The 18,218-nt window shown below is 63.0% G+C and carries 16 protein-coding genes; 7 read left to right on the forward strand and 9 right to left on the reverse strand.

What is annotated here, in order from left to right; translation table 11 throughout:
• Positions 1–82: 82 nt before the first annotated feature.
• Entirely contained in the window at positions 83–286 is a 204-nt protein-coding gene (locus tag AC57B6_RS34135) for a cold-shock protein (RefSeq protein ID WP_007181784.1), read from the reverse strand.
• 372 nt (positions 287–658) lie between these two features.
• Between AC57B6_RS34135 and AC57B6_RS34140 the strand changes: the two genes are divergently transcribed.
• Complete coding sequence (locus tag AC57B6_RS34140; RefSeq protein ID WP_028198637.1) at positions 659–2,104, forward strand: NAD-dependent succinate-semialdehyde dehydrogenase; 1,446 nt, start codon at positions 659–661, stop codon at positions 2,102–2,104.
• A gap of 123 nt (positions 2,105–2,227) precedes the next feature.
• A complete protein-coding gene (locus AC57B6_RS34145) occupies positions 2,228–2,827 on the forward strand; it encodes a GNAT family N-acetyltransferase (RefSeq protein WP_030102869.1) in 600 nt (199 codons plus the stop codon).
• 24 nt (positions 2,828–2,851) lie between these two features.
• Here the strand turns inward: AC57B6_RS34145 and kdgT are convergent, their stop codons facing one another.
• Positions 2,852–3,874, reverse strand: coding sequence for a 2-keto-3-deoxygluconate transporter (gene kdgT, locus AC57B6_RS34150; RefSeq protein ID WP_474634042.1), 1,023 nt, complete (start codon positions 3,872–3,874; stop codon positions 2,852–2,854).
• Positions 3,875–4,177: 303 nt separating this feature from the next.
• On the opposite strand from kdgT, the gene kduI reads away from it, so the two are divergent.
• The 3 genes from kduI (at position 4,178) to kdgR (ending at position 6,884) form a co-directional block, all read left to right on the forward strand.
• Positions 4,178–5,014 (forward strand): 5-dehydro-4-deoxy-D-glucuronate isomerase, encoded by an 837-nt coding sequence (gene kduI, locus AC57B6_RS34155; protein WP_178369819.1) that lies wholly within the window; start codon positions 4,178–4,180, stop codon positions 5,012–5,014.
• A gap of 82 nt (positions 5,015–5,096) precedes the next feature.
• Entirely contained in the window at positions 5,097–5,852 is a 756-nt protein-coding gene (gene kduD / locus AC57B6_RS34160) for a 2-dehydro-3-deoxy-D-gluconate 5-dehydrogenase KduD (RefSeq protein ID WP_030102866.1), read from the forward strand.
• A 132-nt stretch (positions 5,853–5,984) separates the two neighbouring features.
• Positions 5,985–6,884 (forward strand): DNA-binding transcriptional regulator KdgR, encoded by a 900-nt coding sequence (gene kdgR / locus AC57B6_RS34165; RefSeq protein ID WP_252889160.1) that lies wholly within the window; start codon positions 5,985–5,987, stop codon positions 6,882–6,884.
• A 22-nt stretch (positions 6,885–6,906) separates the two neighbouring features.
• Here the strand turns inward: kdgR and AC57B6_RS34170 are convergent, their stop codons facing one another.
• Positions 6,907–7,839 (reverse strand): TauD/TfdA dioxygenase family protein, encoded by a 933-nt coding sequence (locus AC57B6_RS34170; RefSeq protein ID WP_030102864.1) that lies wholly within the window; start codon positions 7,837–7,839, stop codon positions 6,907–6,909.
• Positions 7,840–7,992: 153 nt separating this feature from the next.
• A complete protein-coding gene (locus AC57B6_RS34175; protein WP_252889159.1) occupies positions 7,993–8,547 on the reverse strand; it encodes a cytochrome b in 555 nt (184 codons plus the stop codon).
• A gap of 672 nt (positions 8,548–9,219) precedes the next feature.
• Here AC57B6_RS34175 and AC57B6_RS34180 point away from each other — a divergent pair.
• Complete coding sequence (locus AC57B6_RS34180) at positions 9,220–9,609, forward strand: hypothetical protein (protein ID WP_046569533.1); 390 nt, start codon at positions 9,220–9,222, stop codon at positions 9,607–9,609.
• Between the two features lie 78 nt (positions 9,610–9,687).
• Positions 9,688–9,936 (forward strand): hypothetical protein, encoded by a 249-nt coding sequence (locus AC57B6_RS34185; protein WP_028198628.1) that lies wholly within the window; start codon positions 9,688–9,690, stop codon positions 9,934–9,936.
• A gap of 169 nt (positions 9,937–10,105) precedes the next feature.
• Here the strand turns inward: AC57B6_RS34185 and AC57B6_RS34190 are convergent, their stop codons facing one another.
• From AC57B6_RS34190 to mprF, 5 genes are all read right to left on the reverse strand, one after another.
• Complete coding sequence (locus AC57B6_RS34190) at positions 10,106–10,354, reverse strand: hypothetical protein (RefSeq protein ID WP_028198627.1); 249 nt, start codon at positions 10,352–10,354, stop codon at positions 10,106–10,108.
• 245 nt (positions 10,355–10,599) lie between these two features.
• The gene (locus AC57B6_RS34195) at positions 10,600–11,772 is read right to left on the reverse strand and encodes a 4-hydroxybenzoate 3-monooxygenase (protein WP_046569535.1); all 1,173 of its coding nucleotides are present in this window, start codon (positions 11,770–11,772) and stop codon (positions 10,600–10,602) included.
• A 263-nt stretch (positions 11,773–12,035) separates the two neighbouring features.
• Positions 12,036–13,607, reverse strand: a complete 1,572-nt coding sequence (gene ilvA / locus AC57B6_RS34200; protein WP_496422998.1) for a threonine ammonia-lyase, biosynthetic — start codon at positions 13,605–13,607, stop codon at positions 12,036–12,038.
• Between the two features lie 300 nt (positions 13,608–13,907).
• Positions 13,908–15,203: a virulence factor family protein gene (locus tag AC57B6_RS34205; protein ID WP_496422999.1), complete on the reverse strand. Its 1,296-nt coding sequence runs from the start codon at positions 15,201–15,203 to the stop codon at positions 13,908–13,910.
• Positions 15,200–17,752, reverse strand: coding sequence for a bifunctional lysylphosphatidylglycerol flippase/synthetase MprF (mprF, locus tag AC57B6_RS34210; RefSeq protein WP_496423149.1), 2,553 nt, complete (start codon positions 17,750–17,752; stop codon positions 15,200–15,202). Before mprF ends, AC57B6_RS34205 begins: the two co-directional genes overlap by 4 nt.
• Between the last annotated feature and the right edge of the window lie 466 nt (positions 17,753–18,218).

Raw genomic sequence — 18,218 nt, forward strand, 5'->3', positions numbered from 1 at the left:
GAGCGAATCGCCCGCGCCCCGTCAAAACCCGCCGGTCCGCACACCTTGGCGCGTGCGGACCGTCTACCGCGCTACTACTGCTTCATACCGGCTTGATGTCCGCCGCCTGCTTGCCCTTCGGCCCCTGCTTGATTTCGAAGCTGACCTTCTGGTTTTCCTGCAGCGATTTGAAACCTTCGCTGCGAATTTCCGAGAAATGGGCAAACAGATCCTCGCCACCGTCGTCCGGTGTGATAAAGCCAAAGCCCTTCGCGTCATTGAACCACTTCACTGTACCGGTTGGCATGTCGATTCCTCGTTTGCACCTTGGTTGAACGGGTTGCATTCGCCGTCTTTTACCTGCTGCTTTCGATCGCTGCATCGAGTGCCGCTTTCTGCTCACTCGCCGCACCATTCCACGCTGCTGGCTCCCGCCGGTTCCTGCGACTGCTGCTTGACTTTACGCCTGTTTGCGAGGCAATGCTCAGGCAGGCGTTTGTCTGCTGCGGCAACCGGGCGAGCAAGGCCTGTGCCGCGCGCTCCCGGTGAGGGCGCCGCCGATGCAATCGCGCGCAATCAGATAAGATGTTTGCTATCGGCAGTCCAGCCTTGGCCGCGCAGGTTCAGCCCAGTACCCCGACCGCGCGGCCTGTCGTTTTCCCACTTACAGGAACCCAGCATGGCCACCTCGAGCTATACCGATACCCGTCTTCTGATTAACGGCGAGTGGTGCGACGCCGCCAGCGGCAAAACCCTCGACGTCATCAACCCTGCCACCGGCAAGGCCATCGGCAAGGTGGCCCACGCCGGCATCGCCGATCTCGACCGGGCGCTGGCCGCCGCGCAACGCGGCTTCGAAGCCTGGCGCAAGATCCCGGCCAACGAACGTGCCACTACCATGCGCAAAGCGGCCGCGCTGGTGCGCGAACGCGCTTCCGACATCGCCCGTCTGATGACCCAGGAACAGGGCAAGCCGTTCGCCGAGGCTCGCATCGAAGTGCTGTCCGCCGCGGACATCATCGAATGGTTCGCCGACGAAGGCCGCCGCGTCTACGGCCGGGTCGTGCCCTCGCGCAATCTGGCAGTGCAGCAGACCGTGCTCAAGGAGCCGATCGGTCCGGTAGCCGCGTTCACGCCGTGGAATTTCCCGGTCAATCAGGTCGTGCGCAAGCTGAGCGCGGCGCTCGCGTGCGGCTGCTCGTTCCTCGTCAAGGCGCCGGAAGAAACCCCGGCGTCGCCGGCGGCGCTACTGCAGGCGTTCGTTGAAGCCGGCGTGCCGGCCGGCACGGTCGGCCTCGTGTTCGGCGATCCGGCCGAGATTTCCAGCTACCTGATTCCGCACCCGGTGATCCGCAAGGTCACGTTCACGGGTTCGACCCCGGTCGGCAAGCAACTGGCCGCATTGGCGGGCGCTCACATGAAGCGCGCGACGATGGAACTGGGCGGTCACGCGCCCGTCATCGTGGCCGAAGATGCCGACGTAGCGCTGGCCGTCAGGGCCGCAGGGGGTGCGAAGTTCCGCAACGCCGGCCAGGTCTGCATTTCGCCGACCCGCTTTCTGGTGCACAACAGCATCCGCGAAGAATTCGCCGCGGCGCTCGTCAAACACGCTGAAAGCCTCAAGCTTGGCGACGGTCTGGCCGAAGGCACGACCCTCGGGCCGCTCGCCAATGCGCGCCGTCTCACCGCCATGAGCAAGGTGCTCGACGACGCGCGCAAGACCGGCGCCAAAGTCGAGACGGGCGGCGAACGCGTCGGCTCGGAGGGCAACTTCTTCGCGCCGACGGTGCTGACCAACGTATCGCTCGAATCGGACGTGTTCAACAACGAGCCGTTTGGCCCAATCGCCGCGATCCGCGGTTTCGACACACTCGAAGAAGCGATTGCCGAGTCGAATCGCCTGCCGTACGGCCTGGCCGGCTATGCGTTCACGAAGTCGTTCAGCAACGTGCACCTGCTGTCGCAACGGATGGAAGTCGGCATGTTGTGGATCAACCAGCCTGCCACGCCCTGGCCGGAAATGCCGTTTGGCGGCGTGAAGGATTCGGGCTACGGGTCGGAAGGCGGTCCGGAAGCGATGGAAGGCTATCTCGTCACCAAGTCCGTTTCGGTGACGGCGGCTTAAAACAGCGAAGGCCGCGAGGCCTCAGGGCGAGGTTGCCGACCTCGTCCGCCAGTTTGATCGTAGTGCCAGGTCCGCGAGCGTTCGTTCGCGGACTTTTTTCTTGCAACGAAATTCTGCCTGCTCATGAACGACACCGCCCCGCACGTCATGCAACCCACGCTGACCGGACCAAGCGTCGAACTCCTGCCGCTTCAGCAGGAACACACGCAGGGTCTGCTCGACGCCGCCGCGGACGGCCAGTTGTGGAACATGAAGCTGACGGTCGTGCCGGGGCCGGAAACCGTCGGCAGCTACATTGCCACCGCACTCGATGGGCGTGCGGCTGGCACGGTGATGCCGTTTGTGATCGTCAAGCGCGATACCGGCGCGATTGTCGGCAGCACCCGCTTCTGGAAGATCGACCGCGTGAACCGGAAGCTGGAAATCGGCCACACGTGGCTGAGCGCCTCGATGCAGCGCTCGGTGGTGAATACCGAGGCGAAGTACCTGCTACTGAGTCACGCGTTCGAAGCGATGCAATGCGTGCGCGTGCAATTCACCACGGACGAACTCAACGAGAAATCACGGGCGGCGATTCTGCGGATCGGCGCGAAACAGGAAGGCATTGTCCGGCATGAACGGATCATGCCGGATGGCCGCAAGCGCAACTCGGTGCGCTTTAGCATCATCGATGAGGAATGGGCGGAGGTGAAGGCCATGCTGGAGAAAAAGCTGGGGCGGTAAGTGAGAACCCGCCGCCCCGCGCCTTCAAACGTGCACGTCCCGCTCGCCCAGCGGCTGCGGTGGCGTCGTCGCCGCCGCGAACTCCTCGCGCAACGCATCCCGCGCATGATGCCGACGCACCCATAGCGCCGTCAAAATCGGCACGAGAATCGCCGTCACGAGACACGCCGTCGCGACCATCGCCGTCGCTGCCGGCACGAGCGGCTTGAAGCGCGGAATCATCTCGCCGATGATCGCGGGGTTCGCCACCGCGGCGCCCGCCGTCGACGAAGCCGCCAACCCCGCTGCTCCGTTTCCACCCGCGATCCAGCGATCCGCGAGGATCAGCGGAATCCCCGTCACGACGATCACCCCGAGACCCAGCACGATACCGGGCAAGCCGCTCGTGACGATCACGTTCAGGTCGATGCCGTTGCCGAGCGCGAAACCGAAAAACGGAATCAGCGGATGCACGCAGCGGCCAAAGAACTCGCGCAGGTCGCTGTCCATATTGCCGAGGGTGAAGCCGATCAGGAACGGCAGCACCGCGCCGACGAACAGCCGCGGCTCGAAGAACGCGACACCGGTCGCGCCGAGAATGATCATGCTGATGAGCGGCCCCGACTCGATCGACATCAGCACGAACGCCCCTGCCTCCTCCTTGCTGCCGTATTGCTGCATCACCGCCGCGTAGAGGCCGCCGTTTGTCATGTCCATCGACGTCGTGATCGCGAGCACCGAGAGGCCGGCGAACAGGCCGGCCTTGACGCCGTCAATCGGAATGAAGTGCGAAGCAACGATCGTGGCAATCCACGCCACCACCATTTTGGTCACGAGCAGCGTGCCCGACTTGCGCAGCACGACGCCCGTCGCCCGCAGGTCGATGGTCGCGCCCATGCAGAAGAACCACACCGCCAGAATCGGCACGGTGCCGCTAATCAAGCCATTCGTGAACGACCCGAGGTATTTCCCCGCGCCCGGTGCAAACGTATGAACACAGGCGCCGAGCAGCAATGGCACCAGCATCAGGCCGCCTGGAATGCGGTCGATGGCCTTCTTGAGCTTCATGCCTCCTCCATGGACTTTGCGTCCAGTTATCGGGTGGATCACCCGGGGTGATGTCCCGTTCTTGCGCCGGGCGACTCCCTTTCGGCGCAATATAGCACCGCGATAGGAACAACGTTCCGATTTTGATGAGCTTCGCGCTCATCGTTTACCCGCTGTTAGCCTGAAAGCCTTGCTACTCTTAATGCGGCGTTGCAATATTTTCGGACCAGCGTTCCATAATTTAAAATCTGCGCTACAGTCGAGCGCAGACCGGCGCCGCAATACGGCCTGCCAGGGCGCCCAACCCGATCGGAGAACACAACAATGGAAGTGAGACAGAGCATCAATAGCGAGTACGCGAAGACGCTGGATACCGCGGGATTGCGCAAGCAGTTTCTCGTTGAGCAGGTGTTCGAACGCGACGCGCTGCAACTCACCTACAGTCACATCGACCGCATCATCGTCGGCGGCGTATGGCCGGCCTCGCGCGCGGTCGAACTGGCCGCCTCGCTTGGCAAGGCAATCGGCGTCAACTATCTGCTGGAGCGCCGCGAACTCGGCGCGATCAACATCGGCGGCGATGGCTGGGTCGACGTGAACGGCACGCGCCACACGGTGCGCAATGAAGAAGCCATCTACATCGGCAAGGGCGCGCAGGCCGTTGCATTCGGCAGCGACGATGCGGCCCGCCCCGCGAAGTTCTACCTGAACTGCGCGCCCGCGCACGAGTCGTATCCCACCCGCACGATCTCACTCGCGCAGGCCTCGCCCGAAACGCTCGGCGCGCCCGAAACAAGCAACCGCCGCACCATCTACAAGTTCATCGTCCCCGAGGTACTGCCCACCTGCCAGCTCTCGATGGGCATGACCAAACTCGAACCGGGCAACCTCTGGAACACAATGCCGTGCCACACGCACGAGCGCCGCATGGAGGTGTATTTCTATTTCAACATCGCCGACGACGCAGCCGTTTTCCACATGATGGGCGAGCCGAGCCAGACACGGCACATTCTCGTGCACAACGAACAAGCCGTGATCTCGCCGAGCTGGTCGATTCACTCGGGCGTCGGCACGCGCGCGTACACCTTCATCTGGGGCATGGTTGGCGAAAATCAGGTGTTCAGCGATATGGATCACCTCGCCGTGCGCGATCTGCGTTGATGCACGGCATGCTGGCCACGCCGGATACGACCGGCAGGAAAGGCACCCTCGGCACCCTCAGCACCATAGGAGCCCACGCACAGTGAACACCTTCGATCTGACCGGCAAGGTCGCTATCGTCACCGGCAGCAATGCGGGCCTCGGCGCCGGCATGGCCGTCGCGCTTGCCACGGCCGGCTGCGATATCGTCGGCGTGAGCCGCGCGGACGCCGGCGCTACGCCCACCCATGTCAAGGCGGCCGGCCGCCGCTTCGCGGATGTGCGCGCCGACCTCGCGTCGATCGCCCCGGTCGAGGACATCGTGCGCGCCGCCGTCGAAGCATTTGGCCGCGTCGACGTGCTCGTGAACAACGCGGGCCTCATCCGCCGCGAAGACGCACTCGACTTCAGCGAGGCCGACTGGGACGCCGTCATGGACGTCAACCTGAAGAGCGTGTTCTTTCTTTCGCAGGCCGTGGCGCGGCAGTTCGTGCAACAGCAAAGCCGCGGCAAGATCATCAACGTCGCGTCGATGCTGTCGTTCCAGGGTGGCATACGCGTGGCGTCCTACACGGCGTCGAAAAGCGGCGTGCTCGGTCTCACGCGGTTGCTCGCGAATGAATGGGCCGCGCACGGCATCAACGTGAACGCGATCGCTCCAGGCTATATGGCGACCGCGAACACAGCAGCGCTGCGCGGCGACGCGCAGCGTAACGAAGAAATTCTCAGCCGCGTGCCGGCAGGCCGCTGGGGTACGCCGGAAGATCTCGCGGGACCGGTTGTATTCCTCGCTTCGTCGGCATCGGACTATGTGCATGGGCATACGCTTGCCGTAGACGGCGGCTGGCTTGCGCGCTAGCGTGACAGCAGCACGGGTCGATGACGGGTTGCACGGATCGCCGGACACGGTATCCTCTCGACGCCGACGAACGCTCGGTCAGGGCCATGAGCGATTCTTGATCGGGTTGGCATCAACAGGGGAAGGATGGAAATGGCAGCAATGGGCAAACAGCGCAGAGGCGACGACAGCACCTACGCGCAAGATGCGGACAGCGCGGGTGGCGCGGGTGGCGCGGGCGGCCCGATCAACGACAAGGGCGAGTCGGCCTCGTCGATCGGCAGGGTCTTTGCGATTCTCGGCGCGATCGGCGACAGCGGGCAGATCGGCATCAGCGAATTGTCGCAGCGGCTCGATCTGTCGAAGACCACCGTGCACCGCGTAATTCAGACGCTGAAGGCGCTGGGCTACGTGACCCAGGAAGTCGAAACCGAGCGTTACCGGCTAACCATCCGCCTGTTCGAACTCGGTGCGAAAGCGCTGGAGAGCGTCGACCTGGTGCGCGAGGCCGATATCGAGATGCGCCATATCGGCCAGGTCACGCGCGAGGCCGTCCACCTCGGCGCGTTCGATGAAGACGCCATCATTTACATCCACAAGATCGACGCCGACTACGGGCTGCGCATGCAGTCGCGAATCGGCCGCCGCAATCCGCTGCACAGTACGGCAATCGGCAAGGTGCTGCTTGCGTGGATGCCGCCGGCCGAAGCACGCGAAGTCCTCTCGCACGTGGAATTCCGCAAGTCGACGCAAAAGACGCTCGCCTGCGCCGACGCCGTGCTCAGCATCCTGCCGCGGGTGCGTGAGCAAGGCTATGGCGAGGACAACGAGGAGCAGGAAGAAGGCCTGCAATGTCTCGCGGTACCGGTGTTCGACCGCTTTGGCCGTGTGATCGCCGGCCTGTCGATTTCATTTCCGACCATGCGCTGCGGCGCCGACACGAAATCGCACTACGTCGCCCTGCTTAAGCAATCGGGGCTCGCGATCTCGGCGCGGCTTGGCTATCGCGAGGCGGCGACAGACGAGCAAGCCGCTATCGAAGGCTTGAGCTAAAGCCGCGAAACGCCTCGCGAGTTCAAGCGGCCTTCGCCGCCGGATTCGGCTCGACGCTGCGCGTAAAACTGCGGCGCCCGTCGACACTGACCGGCACGTCCCCCTTCAGCGTCACGCGACGCACCACGCGGTGAGCATCGCCGTAGTCGTTGACCGCGTAGTGCTGGGTTGCGCGGTTATCCCAGATCGCGACGTCGCCCGCCTGCCAGCGCCAGCGCACAATGTTCTCGAGTCGCGTCACGTAGGCTTGCAGCAGTTCCAGCACATGCGCCGACGCACTGGGCGTGAGGCCGACGAAATTCTTCACGAAATGGCCGAGTATCAGCGTCTTTTCGCCGGTTTCCGGATGGACACGCACGACCGGATGCTCGGTTTCGTAGCGCGTCGACACGAATACTTCGCGATAGCGTTTAAGCGCTTCGGCATCCCGGCCGCGCTCTCCGACGTTGCCATAGCTCGCGTAGTCGTATTCATTGCTGTGCACCGCCCACAGTTGCTCGGCGAGCGCCTTGAGCGGCGGCGGCAGATCGTCGTACGCGGTGGCGGTGTTGGCCCAGACGGTGTCGCCACCCACCTCCGGAATCGTCACGCCGCGCAGGATCGACGCCTGCGGATAGGCATCGACGAACGTCACGTCCGTGTGCCATGAATTCGCGCGGCCGCCGCGATGTGAATCGAGTTCGAGCAGGTGGTCGGTGCCCTCCACTACCGGCACCGTGGGATGCGAAACCGGCTCGCCGAGCAGCCTCGCGAAGGCTTCCTGATCGCTGTCCTGCAAGTGCGCCTGGCCGCGAAAAAAGATCACCTTGTGGCGCAGCAGTGCGGCGCGAATCGCTTCGACGGTTGCCGGTTCGAGTTGGCCCGACAGGCGCACGCCGCGAATTTCCGCGCCAATGCGGCCGGTGACAGGTTGAATGTCCAATGCGTTGGACGTCGCGAGACTGAGATTCGACATGCGAGGCAACTCCTGGGTTCAAGGACGATGCCTCGATCTAACCAGTGTTGACGGCGCACGTAAAACACTTGTTTTTTCTGTGCTTATCACGCATTCGGGCATGACGATCGCACGCGATGCGATGACGTCAGAATCGCCACAATCACGGCACAATCACGGCAGCATGCGCTGCAACGTCTGATCCTTGAGCACCAGGCGATGAAACAGCGCTGCCGCGATATGCAGCGCGATCAGCGCGAACAACACCCAGGCCAGATATCCATGGATATCGCCCATTTCATGTCCCACTGACGAGCCGACCGGCGCGATGTCCGGGTACGGCAACACGCCGAGCAGCTTGACGGACCATCCGCGCGAAGACGCATTGGCCCATCCCAGCACGGGCACAACCACGAGCGCGAGATAAAGAAGACCGTGCGTGATGTTTGAAACGACACGAAAAAAAGGCGAAAGCGATGCAGGTGCTGGCGTGTGCGTAAGACGCCAGACGATTCTCACCAGCACCGCTGCAATCAGCGTTGCACCCACACCGAGGTGCCACGCGATCAGGCCTTCGGGCCGCGTGCCTTTATGGATATCCGGCATGGTCCAACCGATCACGAACTGCGCTGCAATCAGTAAGACCACCAGCCAGTGAAGAAACCTGGCCACGCCGTCATAGCCTGATGCGTAACGCGAGAAACTGGCCGGGTCCGATCGCATGGTCATGAAAATGATTTAGCCGCAGTGAAGCGATTGAATGGGGAGCGCATTTGTGCCGGGTGCGTGCTTATTCCGCACTTGTCCCGCAATTGTATTCCGAGCGTACTCACGCGGGATGCTACGGATGAAACCTTAAGAGAAACTGATGTCGCGATCCATCGCGAGTCTGCAACTGAATGTATCCGTTCTGCATACGCGCAAGGATTAGCCGCGTCCCGCCTGTCCCGATTGTTCGTACCCGTGTGAGGCGACCCGCTCGAGCCCGCAGGATGCGCGCGGCTTCGACATTTTCCATAGCGCGCTCAACGGGTTGGCCAACAATGTCTTGCCATCGGAACGGCCAATCGCCGCGTCACGCCCGATCTCCCGCCCCTGTGCTGAACGCCGTCGACATGCGCAAAAATCGACACGTCCTGTTACACACGAACACACCGGTAATCCCGCCGCTCAGTAGAGTTCTGATCACACATAAAGGGAGAGCATCGTCATGAAACGAATTTTCGCGCTGGTCCTGCTGGCTGTCACGCTGGGGAGTGCATTGGGCGGCTGCATCGTCGTCCCCGGAGGCGGTTATCACGATCATGACCACTATCACGACCATTACTAAACGTCCTCAGCACTCCAGGCGCCGCTGGCATGGCGCACTCCACACTCAATCGTAAAAACCGAGAATAAAACATGAGCAATTCACGAAGCCGCTGGCTGTCGATGGCTGTCGTTGCAGGTCTGGGGATCGGCGCATCTTCTGTCGCGCTGGCGCACGTCGACGTGGGCGTGAACATCGGTATTCCGGGTGTGGCCTATGCACCCGAGCCGGTCTACGCCCCGCCGCCCGTCTACGCACCCGCGCCGCCGGTGGTCGTGGTGAGCCCCGGCTGGTACGGCGAACGTTATTACGACGGCCATCGCTACTGGGAACGGCGCGAGTGGGAAGAGCGCCATCGCGAGCGCGAATGGCACGACGCACGCGGCTATCGTGAAGGCCCACACGATGATTGGCACGGTCATGGCGGCGACCACGGCGATTGGCACGGCCATGGCGACGGTCACGGGCCGGGCGATCACTAAGGAATGGGCCGTAGCGGCGTCGCTGACGCGGTTGGCCCACGCCGGCATTCGCGCCCCATCTTTTGCAGGAGCGAAGACTTGCAACGCAACGATCCAAGGCGTGTAACCGCACACATCGACGGCGCCGTCATTTCCGCCGAATACAGCGAACAGACCGGTCAATTGTGTTTGCGTCAGGACGGCGTCGTGCTTCGCGAATGGTTTCCACCTCACTCGTGGATCGCGATTGCATCAGTGGCCGGCGCGCGCCACTGGGGCACGCGGCCCACTGACGACGACCTTCTGGCGTTACTACGCAATGAAATGACCTTGCTGCGCGCGCAATAGGCCCCAATGAGCGCAATGAGCACGCGATGCTCAGGCGTAAAAAAAACGGTCATCGAATGTGTTTCGATGACCGTTTTTCTGGTCGACATCGCGGATGTTGAATGCGTCCAGCAACGCAGCGATAAATCCGGTGTTTCGTCGTTCCCTGCGTTATTCCTTCGTTATTCCCTTAGCGCGCGTTATAAACCGGCGGCGAATAGGAACTGACCGTCGTATCGTTGCCGCGACCGGCTTGCCATGTGCCGTGGCTGCCCGAACCGTAGCCACTGGTATCGGCCTGACGAGCGCCTTGCTGTGCGGAAACCTGCGCTTGCGCGCCCTGCTCGTTTTGCGGGACCGGCTGATTCGATTGCGCGAACGAAGCGATCGGGGCACCGAGAACAACAGCGAAAGCAACAGCCTTGATGAGCGATTTCATGAAACCACCTCCATAGATTGACTTGCACGCGCTGCAGACATGATGTGTGGTGCAGCGGATGAAGCAAGTCTAGGAGGGGATCAGGCGCGGATAAATCCCCCAATCCTGAATTCACTGTTGCTTTTGACACTACAATGGCAGAAGCCCGCCCATCAAGGGTTTGCCGGGCTTTTTCCGCGCGGCGAAACGCCTCTGACCGAAAAAAAACCGGCCCCTGTTCTATAAACGCTGGCTATCAATTCGTGCTACACCACCGCGACGCCCACGTAATTCTCCGCCATCGCGGTCGCCGCCGCGCGCGACGTGGTCACGTATTCGAGTTCGGCCACCTGCAACTGCTGTTCGAACGGCGACGCGCCTTCAATGCGGTGCATCATGCTCGTCATCCAGTACGAGAAATGCTCGGCGCGCCAGATCCGCTTGAGCGCGGTTGCGCTGTAACCATCCAGCAGATCGGTGCGATTTTCAACGTAGAACGCGTTCAGCGCCTCGGTCAATACACGCACGTCGGCGACAGCGAGGTTCATGCCCTTCGCACCGGTAGGCGGCACGATATGCGCGGCGTCGCCGGCGAGAAAGAGCCGGCCATGCTGCATCGTGGCCGAGACGAAACTGCGCATGCCGACAATGTTCTTCTGAAAAATCTTGCCATCCACGATTTTCTGGCCATCGTGTGAATCGACGCGTGCGTGCAGTTCGGCCCAGATGCGGTCGTCGGACCAGTTGTCGACAGAGTCCTTAGGATCACACTGGAAATACATGCGCTGCACGTTCTGCGAGCGTGTGCTGATCAGCGCAAAACCGCGCTCGTGGCGCGCATAGATCAGCTCATCCGACGACGGCGGCCCTTCGCACAGAATGCCGAACCAGCCAAACGGGTACACGCGTTCGAAATCTTTGCGCAAGGCCTGCGGAATCGATGTACGCGATATCCCTTGCGAGCCGTCGCAACCGATCACAAAGTCGCATTGCAGTTCGCATGCCTCGCCTTCGTGGTGATAGCGAATCGACGGCGCATCGGTATCGATGCCGTGCAGCGAGGTATCCGTCACCCCGAAGCGCAAAGCGCCGCCGGCAGCCATGCGCGCGGCGACCAGGTCCTTGATGACCTCGTGCTGCGCGTAGACCGTAATCGAATGGCCGGTGAGTCCGGTCAGATCGATGCGGCGGCGCTTGCCTTCGAAAGCCAGTTCGAAGCCGTGATGCAACGCGCCCTCGGCCTTCATGCGCGCGCCGACGCCGGCTTCGGTGAGCAGGTCCATCGTGCGCTGTTCGAGCACACCGGCGCGGATGGTGGATTCGATCTGTTCGCGGGTACGCGATTCGAGCACGACGGAGTCGATGCCGCGCAAATGAAGAAGATGGGAAAGAAGCAGGCCCGCAGGCCCGGCGCCGATGATGCCAACTTGGGTGCGCATGAGTTGTCTCCTGAATGCGGCGATTGATTTGCACGCAGTTTGACAATCATGCGCTGTATCGCGCAACGCGATATGGCGGATATGCGTTATCTAGTTTTGAGATATTGAATGCATCGGTTTGGGCCGTCCTATGGCGCGCTAATGCGCTCGGGCGTTGTCCAGACGGCGATCGCGCCTGGCCGGCTGAGCGACGACCAGGCATATGGTTTTGCGAGGCATCGAGGTAAACCCCGATTCGTTCCTGCGCCCCTTGCAACGTCGGCTTACGCGAGGAAAAAGCGGTACGCCGGATTCTGCGTCTCTTCCCAGTACGGATAACCCAGCGTCGCGAGAAAGCGGTCGAACTCGCGGTTCTCGCTCTCCGGCACCTGGATGCCGACCAGGATCGAACTGTAGTCCGCGCCCTGATTGCGGTAGTGGAACAGGCTGATATTCCAGTTCGGCGCCATCGACGACAGGAACTTCATCAGCGCACCCGGACGCTCCGGAAACTCGAAGCGGAACAGGCGTTCGTCGTGCGCCAGCGGCGAGCGGCCGCCGACCATGTAGCGGATGTGCTGCTTCGACAGTTCGTCGAAAGTCAGATCGACGGTGGCGAAGCCGTGTGCTTCGAACGCGCCGGCGATCTGCGCCGACTCGCTGCGGTTGCGGATCTGTACGCCGACAAAGATATGAGCGGAGTTGGCATCCGCAATCCGGTAATTGAACTCGGTGACGCTGCGGGTGCCCACCAGCTCGCAGAAGCTGCGGAAGCTGCCGCGCTCTTCGGGAATCGTCACCGCGAACACCGCTTCGCGCGCCTCGCCGACTTCGGCGCGCTCGGCCACGAATCGCATGCGGTCGAAGTTCATGTTCGCGCCCGACGTGATCGCGATCAGCGTCTGGTTTTCAAGGCCCTCGCGCTCGGCGTACTGTTTGGCGCCCGCCACGGCCAGCGCGCCGGCCGGTTCCAGCACGCTGCGGGTGTCCTGGAACACGTCCTTGATCGCCGCGCACAGCGCATCGGTATTCACAAGCAGCACGTCGTCGAGATAATCGCGGCACAGGCGGAAGGTCTCGTCGCCCACCAGCTTGACGGCCGTGCCGTCCGAGAACAGCCCGACTTCGTTCAATGTGACCCGTTCCCCAGCTTTCAGCGAGGCGGCCATCGCGCACGAGTCGTCGGTCTGCACGCCGATCACCTTGATCTCCGGGCGCACCGATTTCACGTATGCCGCGACGCCTGCCGCGAGTCCGCCGCCGCCGATCGGCACGAAGATCGCGTGGATCGGGCCCTGATGCTGGCTGAGAATCTCCATCGCAACCGTCCCCTGGCCGGCGATCACGTACGGATCGTCGAACGGGTGAACGAAGGTCAGGCCGCGTTCCTCCTGCAGCTTCACCGCATGCCCGTACGCATCGCTATAGGACTCGCCGAACTGCACGACTTCGACCGTCGCGCCGCCATGCGCGCGCACGGCGTCGACCTTCACCTGCGGGGTGGTCACCGGCACCACGATGATTGCCTTCACGCCCATGCGCGCCGCCGACAGCGCGACGCCCTGCGCATGATTGCCCGCCGACGCGGTAATCACGCCGCGCTCGAGCGCGTCCGCCGGGATGTGCGCCATCTTGTTGTAGGCGCCGCGCACCTTGAAGGAGAACACCGGCTGGTTGTCCTCGCGCTTCAGATAAACCGGATTGGACAGCCGCGCCGACAGGTTCGGCGCGCGTTCGAGTTCGGTCTCGCGGGCCACGTCGTAGACGCGCGCGGTCAGGATTTTCTTCAGGTAGTCGTGGCGCAAGCTCACGCTGTCAGCGGCTTCGGCAACCTGATTGAGTTCGTGTAACGGCAAGGCAAGCTCCTGGGCGGCAAGGGCAAATCAACAGAGAGATCACCAGGAGGCAGGCAGCAAGCGGACATAAAAAAACCCGCCTCGTGGGGCGGGTTATTGTCACTGCGATCAGAGGCGCGCTAACCCACCATTCGATGAATGGTGCTAATAATCAGCGCAATACGGATGTCGAGGCAGTTCATGCGGATGATCTTCGTTGACTTGGCGGCCTTTGTCAATCCCTGCCAGCCAGATCGGGCAGCGCCGCCTGAGCCTGTATGACGCGCACCGCCAGCGACACGCGTCATACGGACGGACGCATCACCGCACGCCGCTTTGTTTCTTGAAGGCGTCCAGAATGCGCCGTTCCAGCGCGTTGTAGTCGCGCCCAAAGTGATGATCGCCCGACGTGCGAATCACCGTGACGCCAGTTTGGGCCAGCGTCGGACACAAGGTGTCCTTCTCTTCTTCACCGTAGAAGCACTGCACGATCGCAGGCGGTACACGCGTCAGTTCGGGCTGCACCTTCAAGGCCTTGTCGCTTGCCGGCATACCGAGCCAGCCGCCCACACGGATCTGGAAATCGGCGTCGGGCGCGAAGCCCAGCAACGCAATCAGCGACACCTTCGCGCGCAGCGCCTCGGGCAAACGGTTATAGGCGAACGGCATCACGTCGGCGCCGAACGAATAGCCGACGAGCGCAATATGCTCCGCATGCCAGCGCGTCCCGTAGGTTTGCATCACGCGCGCGAGATCGCGGCTCGTCTGCGCCGGGGTTTTCTCGCTCCAGAAATAGCGCAGACTGTCGATGCCGACCACCGAAACGCCGTCTTTCTGCAACGCGAGCGAGATGGTCTTGTCGAGATCGCGCCAACCGCCGTCGCCGGAAATCACAATCGCCATCAGGCCGTTCGGATGCGCCGCCGGCAATTCGATCAGCGGCAGATCGGAGACGTCGTCTTCGCTCGCCGGGGTCGTCTGCAAATGCCGCGTCACCAACGCCACGAGTTGCGTGCGATCGTCGTTGCCAGGCGTCGCCTTTTCGACGAAGCCCGGCACTTTGTCGCGGATGATCGTCGGGTCCGGCGGGCACGGTTGAAAGCGCGGATCCAGATTGCGCTCAGCGTCCACCGAAACCGCGCCGGCTACCGTATTCGACGGCGCCTGCTCCAGCACGTGCATCGCCAGCGTCGCGCCCTGCCCCGTACCGGCGACGATCGGCGCGAAATAGCGGCTCGATTGCGATTGCCGTTCGAGTTGATGGCTCAGGGCCTCAGCATCGCCCACCAGTTGATGACAGGTTTCTTTTTTCGCGCTCAGATTGGCCGCATAGCGCGCCGTATCCACGCCGACGGTCATCGCGCCTGCCTTCGCGAGCGCATCTGCGGTTTGCTGGTCGGCGGCACTCCAGCCGCTCGCCGGCGAGTACAGCACCACCAGGCCGCGCAAGGGGCCGGCCGGCTGCGTCACCGTTACGTCGCCATAACGGCCGCCGGGTACGGTGGTGGTAGCGGTGGTGGTAGCGGTGGTAGTGGTGGTGGTTGCGGCGCAAGCAGCGGTGCTGCCAGCAACGAGGCTCGCCGCCATGGCGAGCCTGAAAAACGGTTGCAATGTCATGAACGCCGGCCTCCTGCCAGCAATGACAGGTCCGCGAGCGTGAAGAACACGCTCATCGAACCCGACGCCGCGAGATAGCGCGGCTCCCAATGCGGCTGGAACTTGCTCTTGAAAGCTCGCAGTCCGCGGAAGTTATAGAAGCGGCCGCCGAAGCGCCACACGATGCCCGCCAGCCGATGCCAGCGCGACGCGAGCGGCGTCGGCTGCATGCCGGAGAGCGGCGCGATGCCGAGACTGAGCGAGCGGAAACCCGCCTGCTTCAGATGCAGCGCCAGTTGGGTGAACAGATACTCCATCGCATACGGCGATGCGCTTTCCACGTGGCGCATCACGCCGACCGTCGCCTCGGTGTTCAGATCGGTCGTCATGTAGGTCACGAAAGCCACCGGTTCGCCGTTCTGGCGCACCAGCATCACGGATTGCGCGGCGAGGTACTCGTCGGTGAACGCGGCTACGGAGAAGCTCTTTTCGCGCGCGTCGCGGCTGTCGAGCCAGCCATCGGAAATCTCGCGCAGCGTTTCGAGCGACGCCGGCACGTCGGCCTGATCGATCACTTCGACGGCAAAACCATCACGCTCGCCACGCTTGAGCGCATAGCGCAAATGCGCGCGATGCGAGCCCTTCAGATCGAAATCGTCGAGCACCACGTGAGCCTCTTCGCCCAACTTCATCAGCGTGAGGCCCGCGTCGAGGTAAAGCGGCAAAGCGTTTGCGCGCACCTGATAGAACGCGGCGCGGCCGCCGTGCGTGTGCGCAAGCGCGACAAACTTGCTGATCAAGCCGGCCCACTCCTCGCGCGGACCGACCGGATCGTGAAGCGCGGCCCACGTGCGGCCATTTTTCGCGTACATGAGGAACGCCTCGCGCGATTCGGAAAAGAGAAAGCTCTTGTCGCCCATCAGCGCGAGCCCGGCGTCGCTGCGCTCCTGCGCCCGCACGATACGCGCCGCATCCTGCAGATCTTGCGCCGGGGGCATGACGAAACGGCCGGCCGCGGGACGCAGCAACTGCCAGAACGCGAACGTCGCGGCAAACAGGCTGGCGGCCAGCGTCGCACGCAGCGCACGCGGGGCGCGTTCGTCGAAAGCGAATTGCCACCACAGGTCGCGCGTATAAGGCACGTCGCGGAACGCAAACAGCATCACCCACACCGCGAGCGCGAGCACCATCGCCACCGACACCAGCCAGCTCATCGTAAAGCGCTCGGCGAACAGCGACGAATGACGATTGAAGCGGCGACGGGTAGACAGCAGCAGCGCGATCAGCATACCGAGCACGCCCGCTTCCACAAACGCAAGTCCTTTGGTCAACGACAGCGCGAGGCTCAATACCGCCAGCAGCAGCGTCATCCACCACGCGGCATCCAGACGCCGCAGCAAGCCGCGCGCGACGAACAGCAGCAGCACGCCGAGCACGCTGCACAGCATCTGCGAGCTTTCGAGCACCCATAGCGGCAGCACGTCGCGCAGAATCCGGATGCGGTGCCAGAACGCGGGCGTGGCGCTGGAAATCACCAGCATGCCGCCGACCACGAACGTCACCAGGCTCAGAAACAGCGGTGCGAGTTTCGACGCGGCCGCCGCATGCTGCAGCGAAAAACGGCTTTTCAACGCGCGGCCTTCGAAACCGGCAAGCAGCGCCGCCGAGACGATCAGCGGGGCACCGAAGTAAATTGCGCGATAGGCGAGCAGCGCCGCGACCATCTGATGCGTTTGCACGCTGCCGTTCAGCGTGAACACCATGGCGGCTTCGAACACGCCGACGCCGCCAGGCGTGTGGCCGATCAGGCCGAGCAGCATCGCGGCGGCATAGACGGTGATGAAGGTCACGAAGCCGACATCCGCATGCGGCAGCAGCGCCCACAGCGCGAGGCCCGCGGCCACCACGTCGAGTACGGCGAGGGCCACCTGGGCGAGCAGATCGCGGCGCGCCGGGATATCGAACGACAGCCACTGCCAGCGCGTGCGGACCGGGCGCGTTTCGCGACGGCAGGCGGCCGCCGCGAGTCCGAGCAAGGCCAGCACCGCGACGCCGCTCCAACGCAGCGTGAGCGGCGCAAGATGCAGCATCGCCGCGAGCGGGTTGGCGAGGCACACCATGCCAAGCGCCGTCATCAGCACCAGCGCGAGCGCCAGCGAGACGCTCGTGAACACGGTCATGCGGCCGATCTGCGCGGGCGTGACATTCGACACCCCGTAGACGCGCGCACGCACGGCGCCGCCCGTCAATGCGCCAAAGCCGGTGACATTGCCGAGCGCGGAACCCGCGGTCGCGCCAATCCACAGCGCGGCGCGCGGCACCACGGCGCCGAGGTAGCGCAAGCCGACCGCGTCGCGTCCGACCAGCGCGACATAGCTGAGCGCGGTCGCGCCGAGCGCCGCGGCCCACTCGCCTGCCGTCAGGTGACGGAGCTGGCGCACGACCGAGCGATAGTCGACTGCTTGCGAGAGATGTTGGAGTACGACTAGCAGCAACCCGCAAATGACGAGTGCGAGCACGGGCGAGAGAATGCTGCGCTTGCCAAGCACGCGGGACACTCGGTCGAACATCGCGCCTAGCCGGTCGAACCTGTTGTTATATCGGTGGAACATGGTCAATGCGAGCCTTGCCTGGAGCTGTCGTGGCGACGGATCGTCTGCCACGGCGTCGCCTCACTCTGGCGATTACAAATGGATAACGGCAAAGCGTTAAAAAGGTTGACACTGTCAGCCAATGTCATTCAGTTCGTCGGGTTTTAACCTGGATCGGTGAAGGAAGCCGAACACGCTTCGTGGCATGACGGCGCAACTTGCGCCCATCAAACGGTCGAAGTTGCCGATTGGTTTGCCGTGCCGATACGGACCGCGAGCCTCGACAGGGGGGAGAATTTTAAACGTTTATTGAAGATACCGAGACGAAGATTTGGCGCCCCGTCGTAATCAGCCGATCGCGCACTGATTTAAAGGCTGATTTTATCCATCAAGATTTTCGCCTCGCGTGCCGTAATCGAGATCAATAGCACGGCGCAATGCCGGG

It is taken from the genome of Paraburkholderia sp. BGA-UO-ETr-F12 (assembly GCF_059567945.1).

Excerpts from the sequence above, each read along its gene's own strand:
- AC57B6_RS34135 (WP_007181784.1), bottom strand. The coding sequence starts at position 286 with ATGCCAACCGGTACAGTGAAGTGGTTCAATGACGCGAAGGGCTTTGGC.
- AC57B6_RS34140 (WP_028198637.1), top strand. The coding sequence starts at position 659 with ATGGCCACCTCGAGCTATACCGATACCCGTCTTCTGATTAACGGCGAG.
- AC57B6_RS34145 (WP_030102869.1), top strand. The coding sequence starts at position 2,228 with ATGAACGACACCGCCCCGCACGTCATGCAACCCACGCTGACCGGACCA.
- kdgT (WP_474634042.1), bottom strand. The coding sequence starts at position 3,874 with ATGAAGCTCAAGAAGGCCATCGACCGCATTCCAGGCGGCCTGATGCTG.
- kduI (WP_178369819.1), top strand. The coding sequence starts at position 4,178 with ATGGAAGTGAGACAGAGCATCAATAGCGAGTACGCGAAGACGCTGGAT.
- kdgR (WP_252889160.1), top strand. The coding sequence starts at position 5,985 with ATGGCAGCAATGGGCAAACAGCGCAGAGGCGACGACAGCACCTACGCG.
- AC57B6_RS34170 (WP_030102864.1), bottom strand. The coding sequence starts at position 7,839 with ATGTCGAATCTCAGTCTCGCGACGTCCAACGCATTGGACATTCAACCT.
- AC57B6_RS34175 (WP_252889159.1), bottom strand. The coding sequence starts at position 8,547 with ATGACCATGCGATCGGACCCGGCCAGTTTCTCGCGTTACGCATCAGGC.
- AC57B6_RS34180 (WP_046569533.1), top strand. The coding sequence starts at position 9,220 with ATGAGCAATTCACGAAGCCGCTGGCTGTCGATGGCTGTCGTTGCAGGT.
- AC57B6_RS34190 (WP_028198627.1), bottom strand. The coding sequence starts at position 10,354 with ATGAAATCGCTCATCAAGGCTGTTGCTTTCGCTGTTGTTCTCGGTGCC.
- AC57B6_RS34195 (WP_046569535.1), bottom strand. The coding sequence starts at position 11,772 with ATGCGCACCCAAGTTGGCATCATCGGCGCCGGGCCTGCGGGCCTGCTT.
- AC57B6_RS34205 (WP_496422999.1), bottom strand. The coding sequence starts at position 15,203 with ATGACATTGCAACCGTTTTTCAGGCTCGCCATGGCGGCGAGCCTCGTT.
- mprF (WP_496423149.1), bottom strand. The coding sequence starts at position 17,752 with ATGTTCGACCGAGTGTCCCGCGTGCTTGGCAAGCGCAGCATTCTCTCG.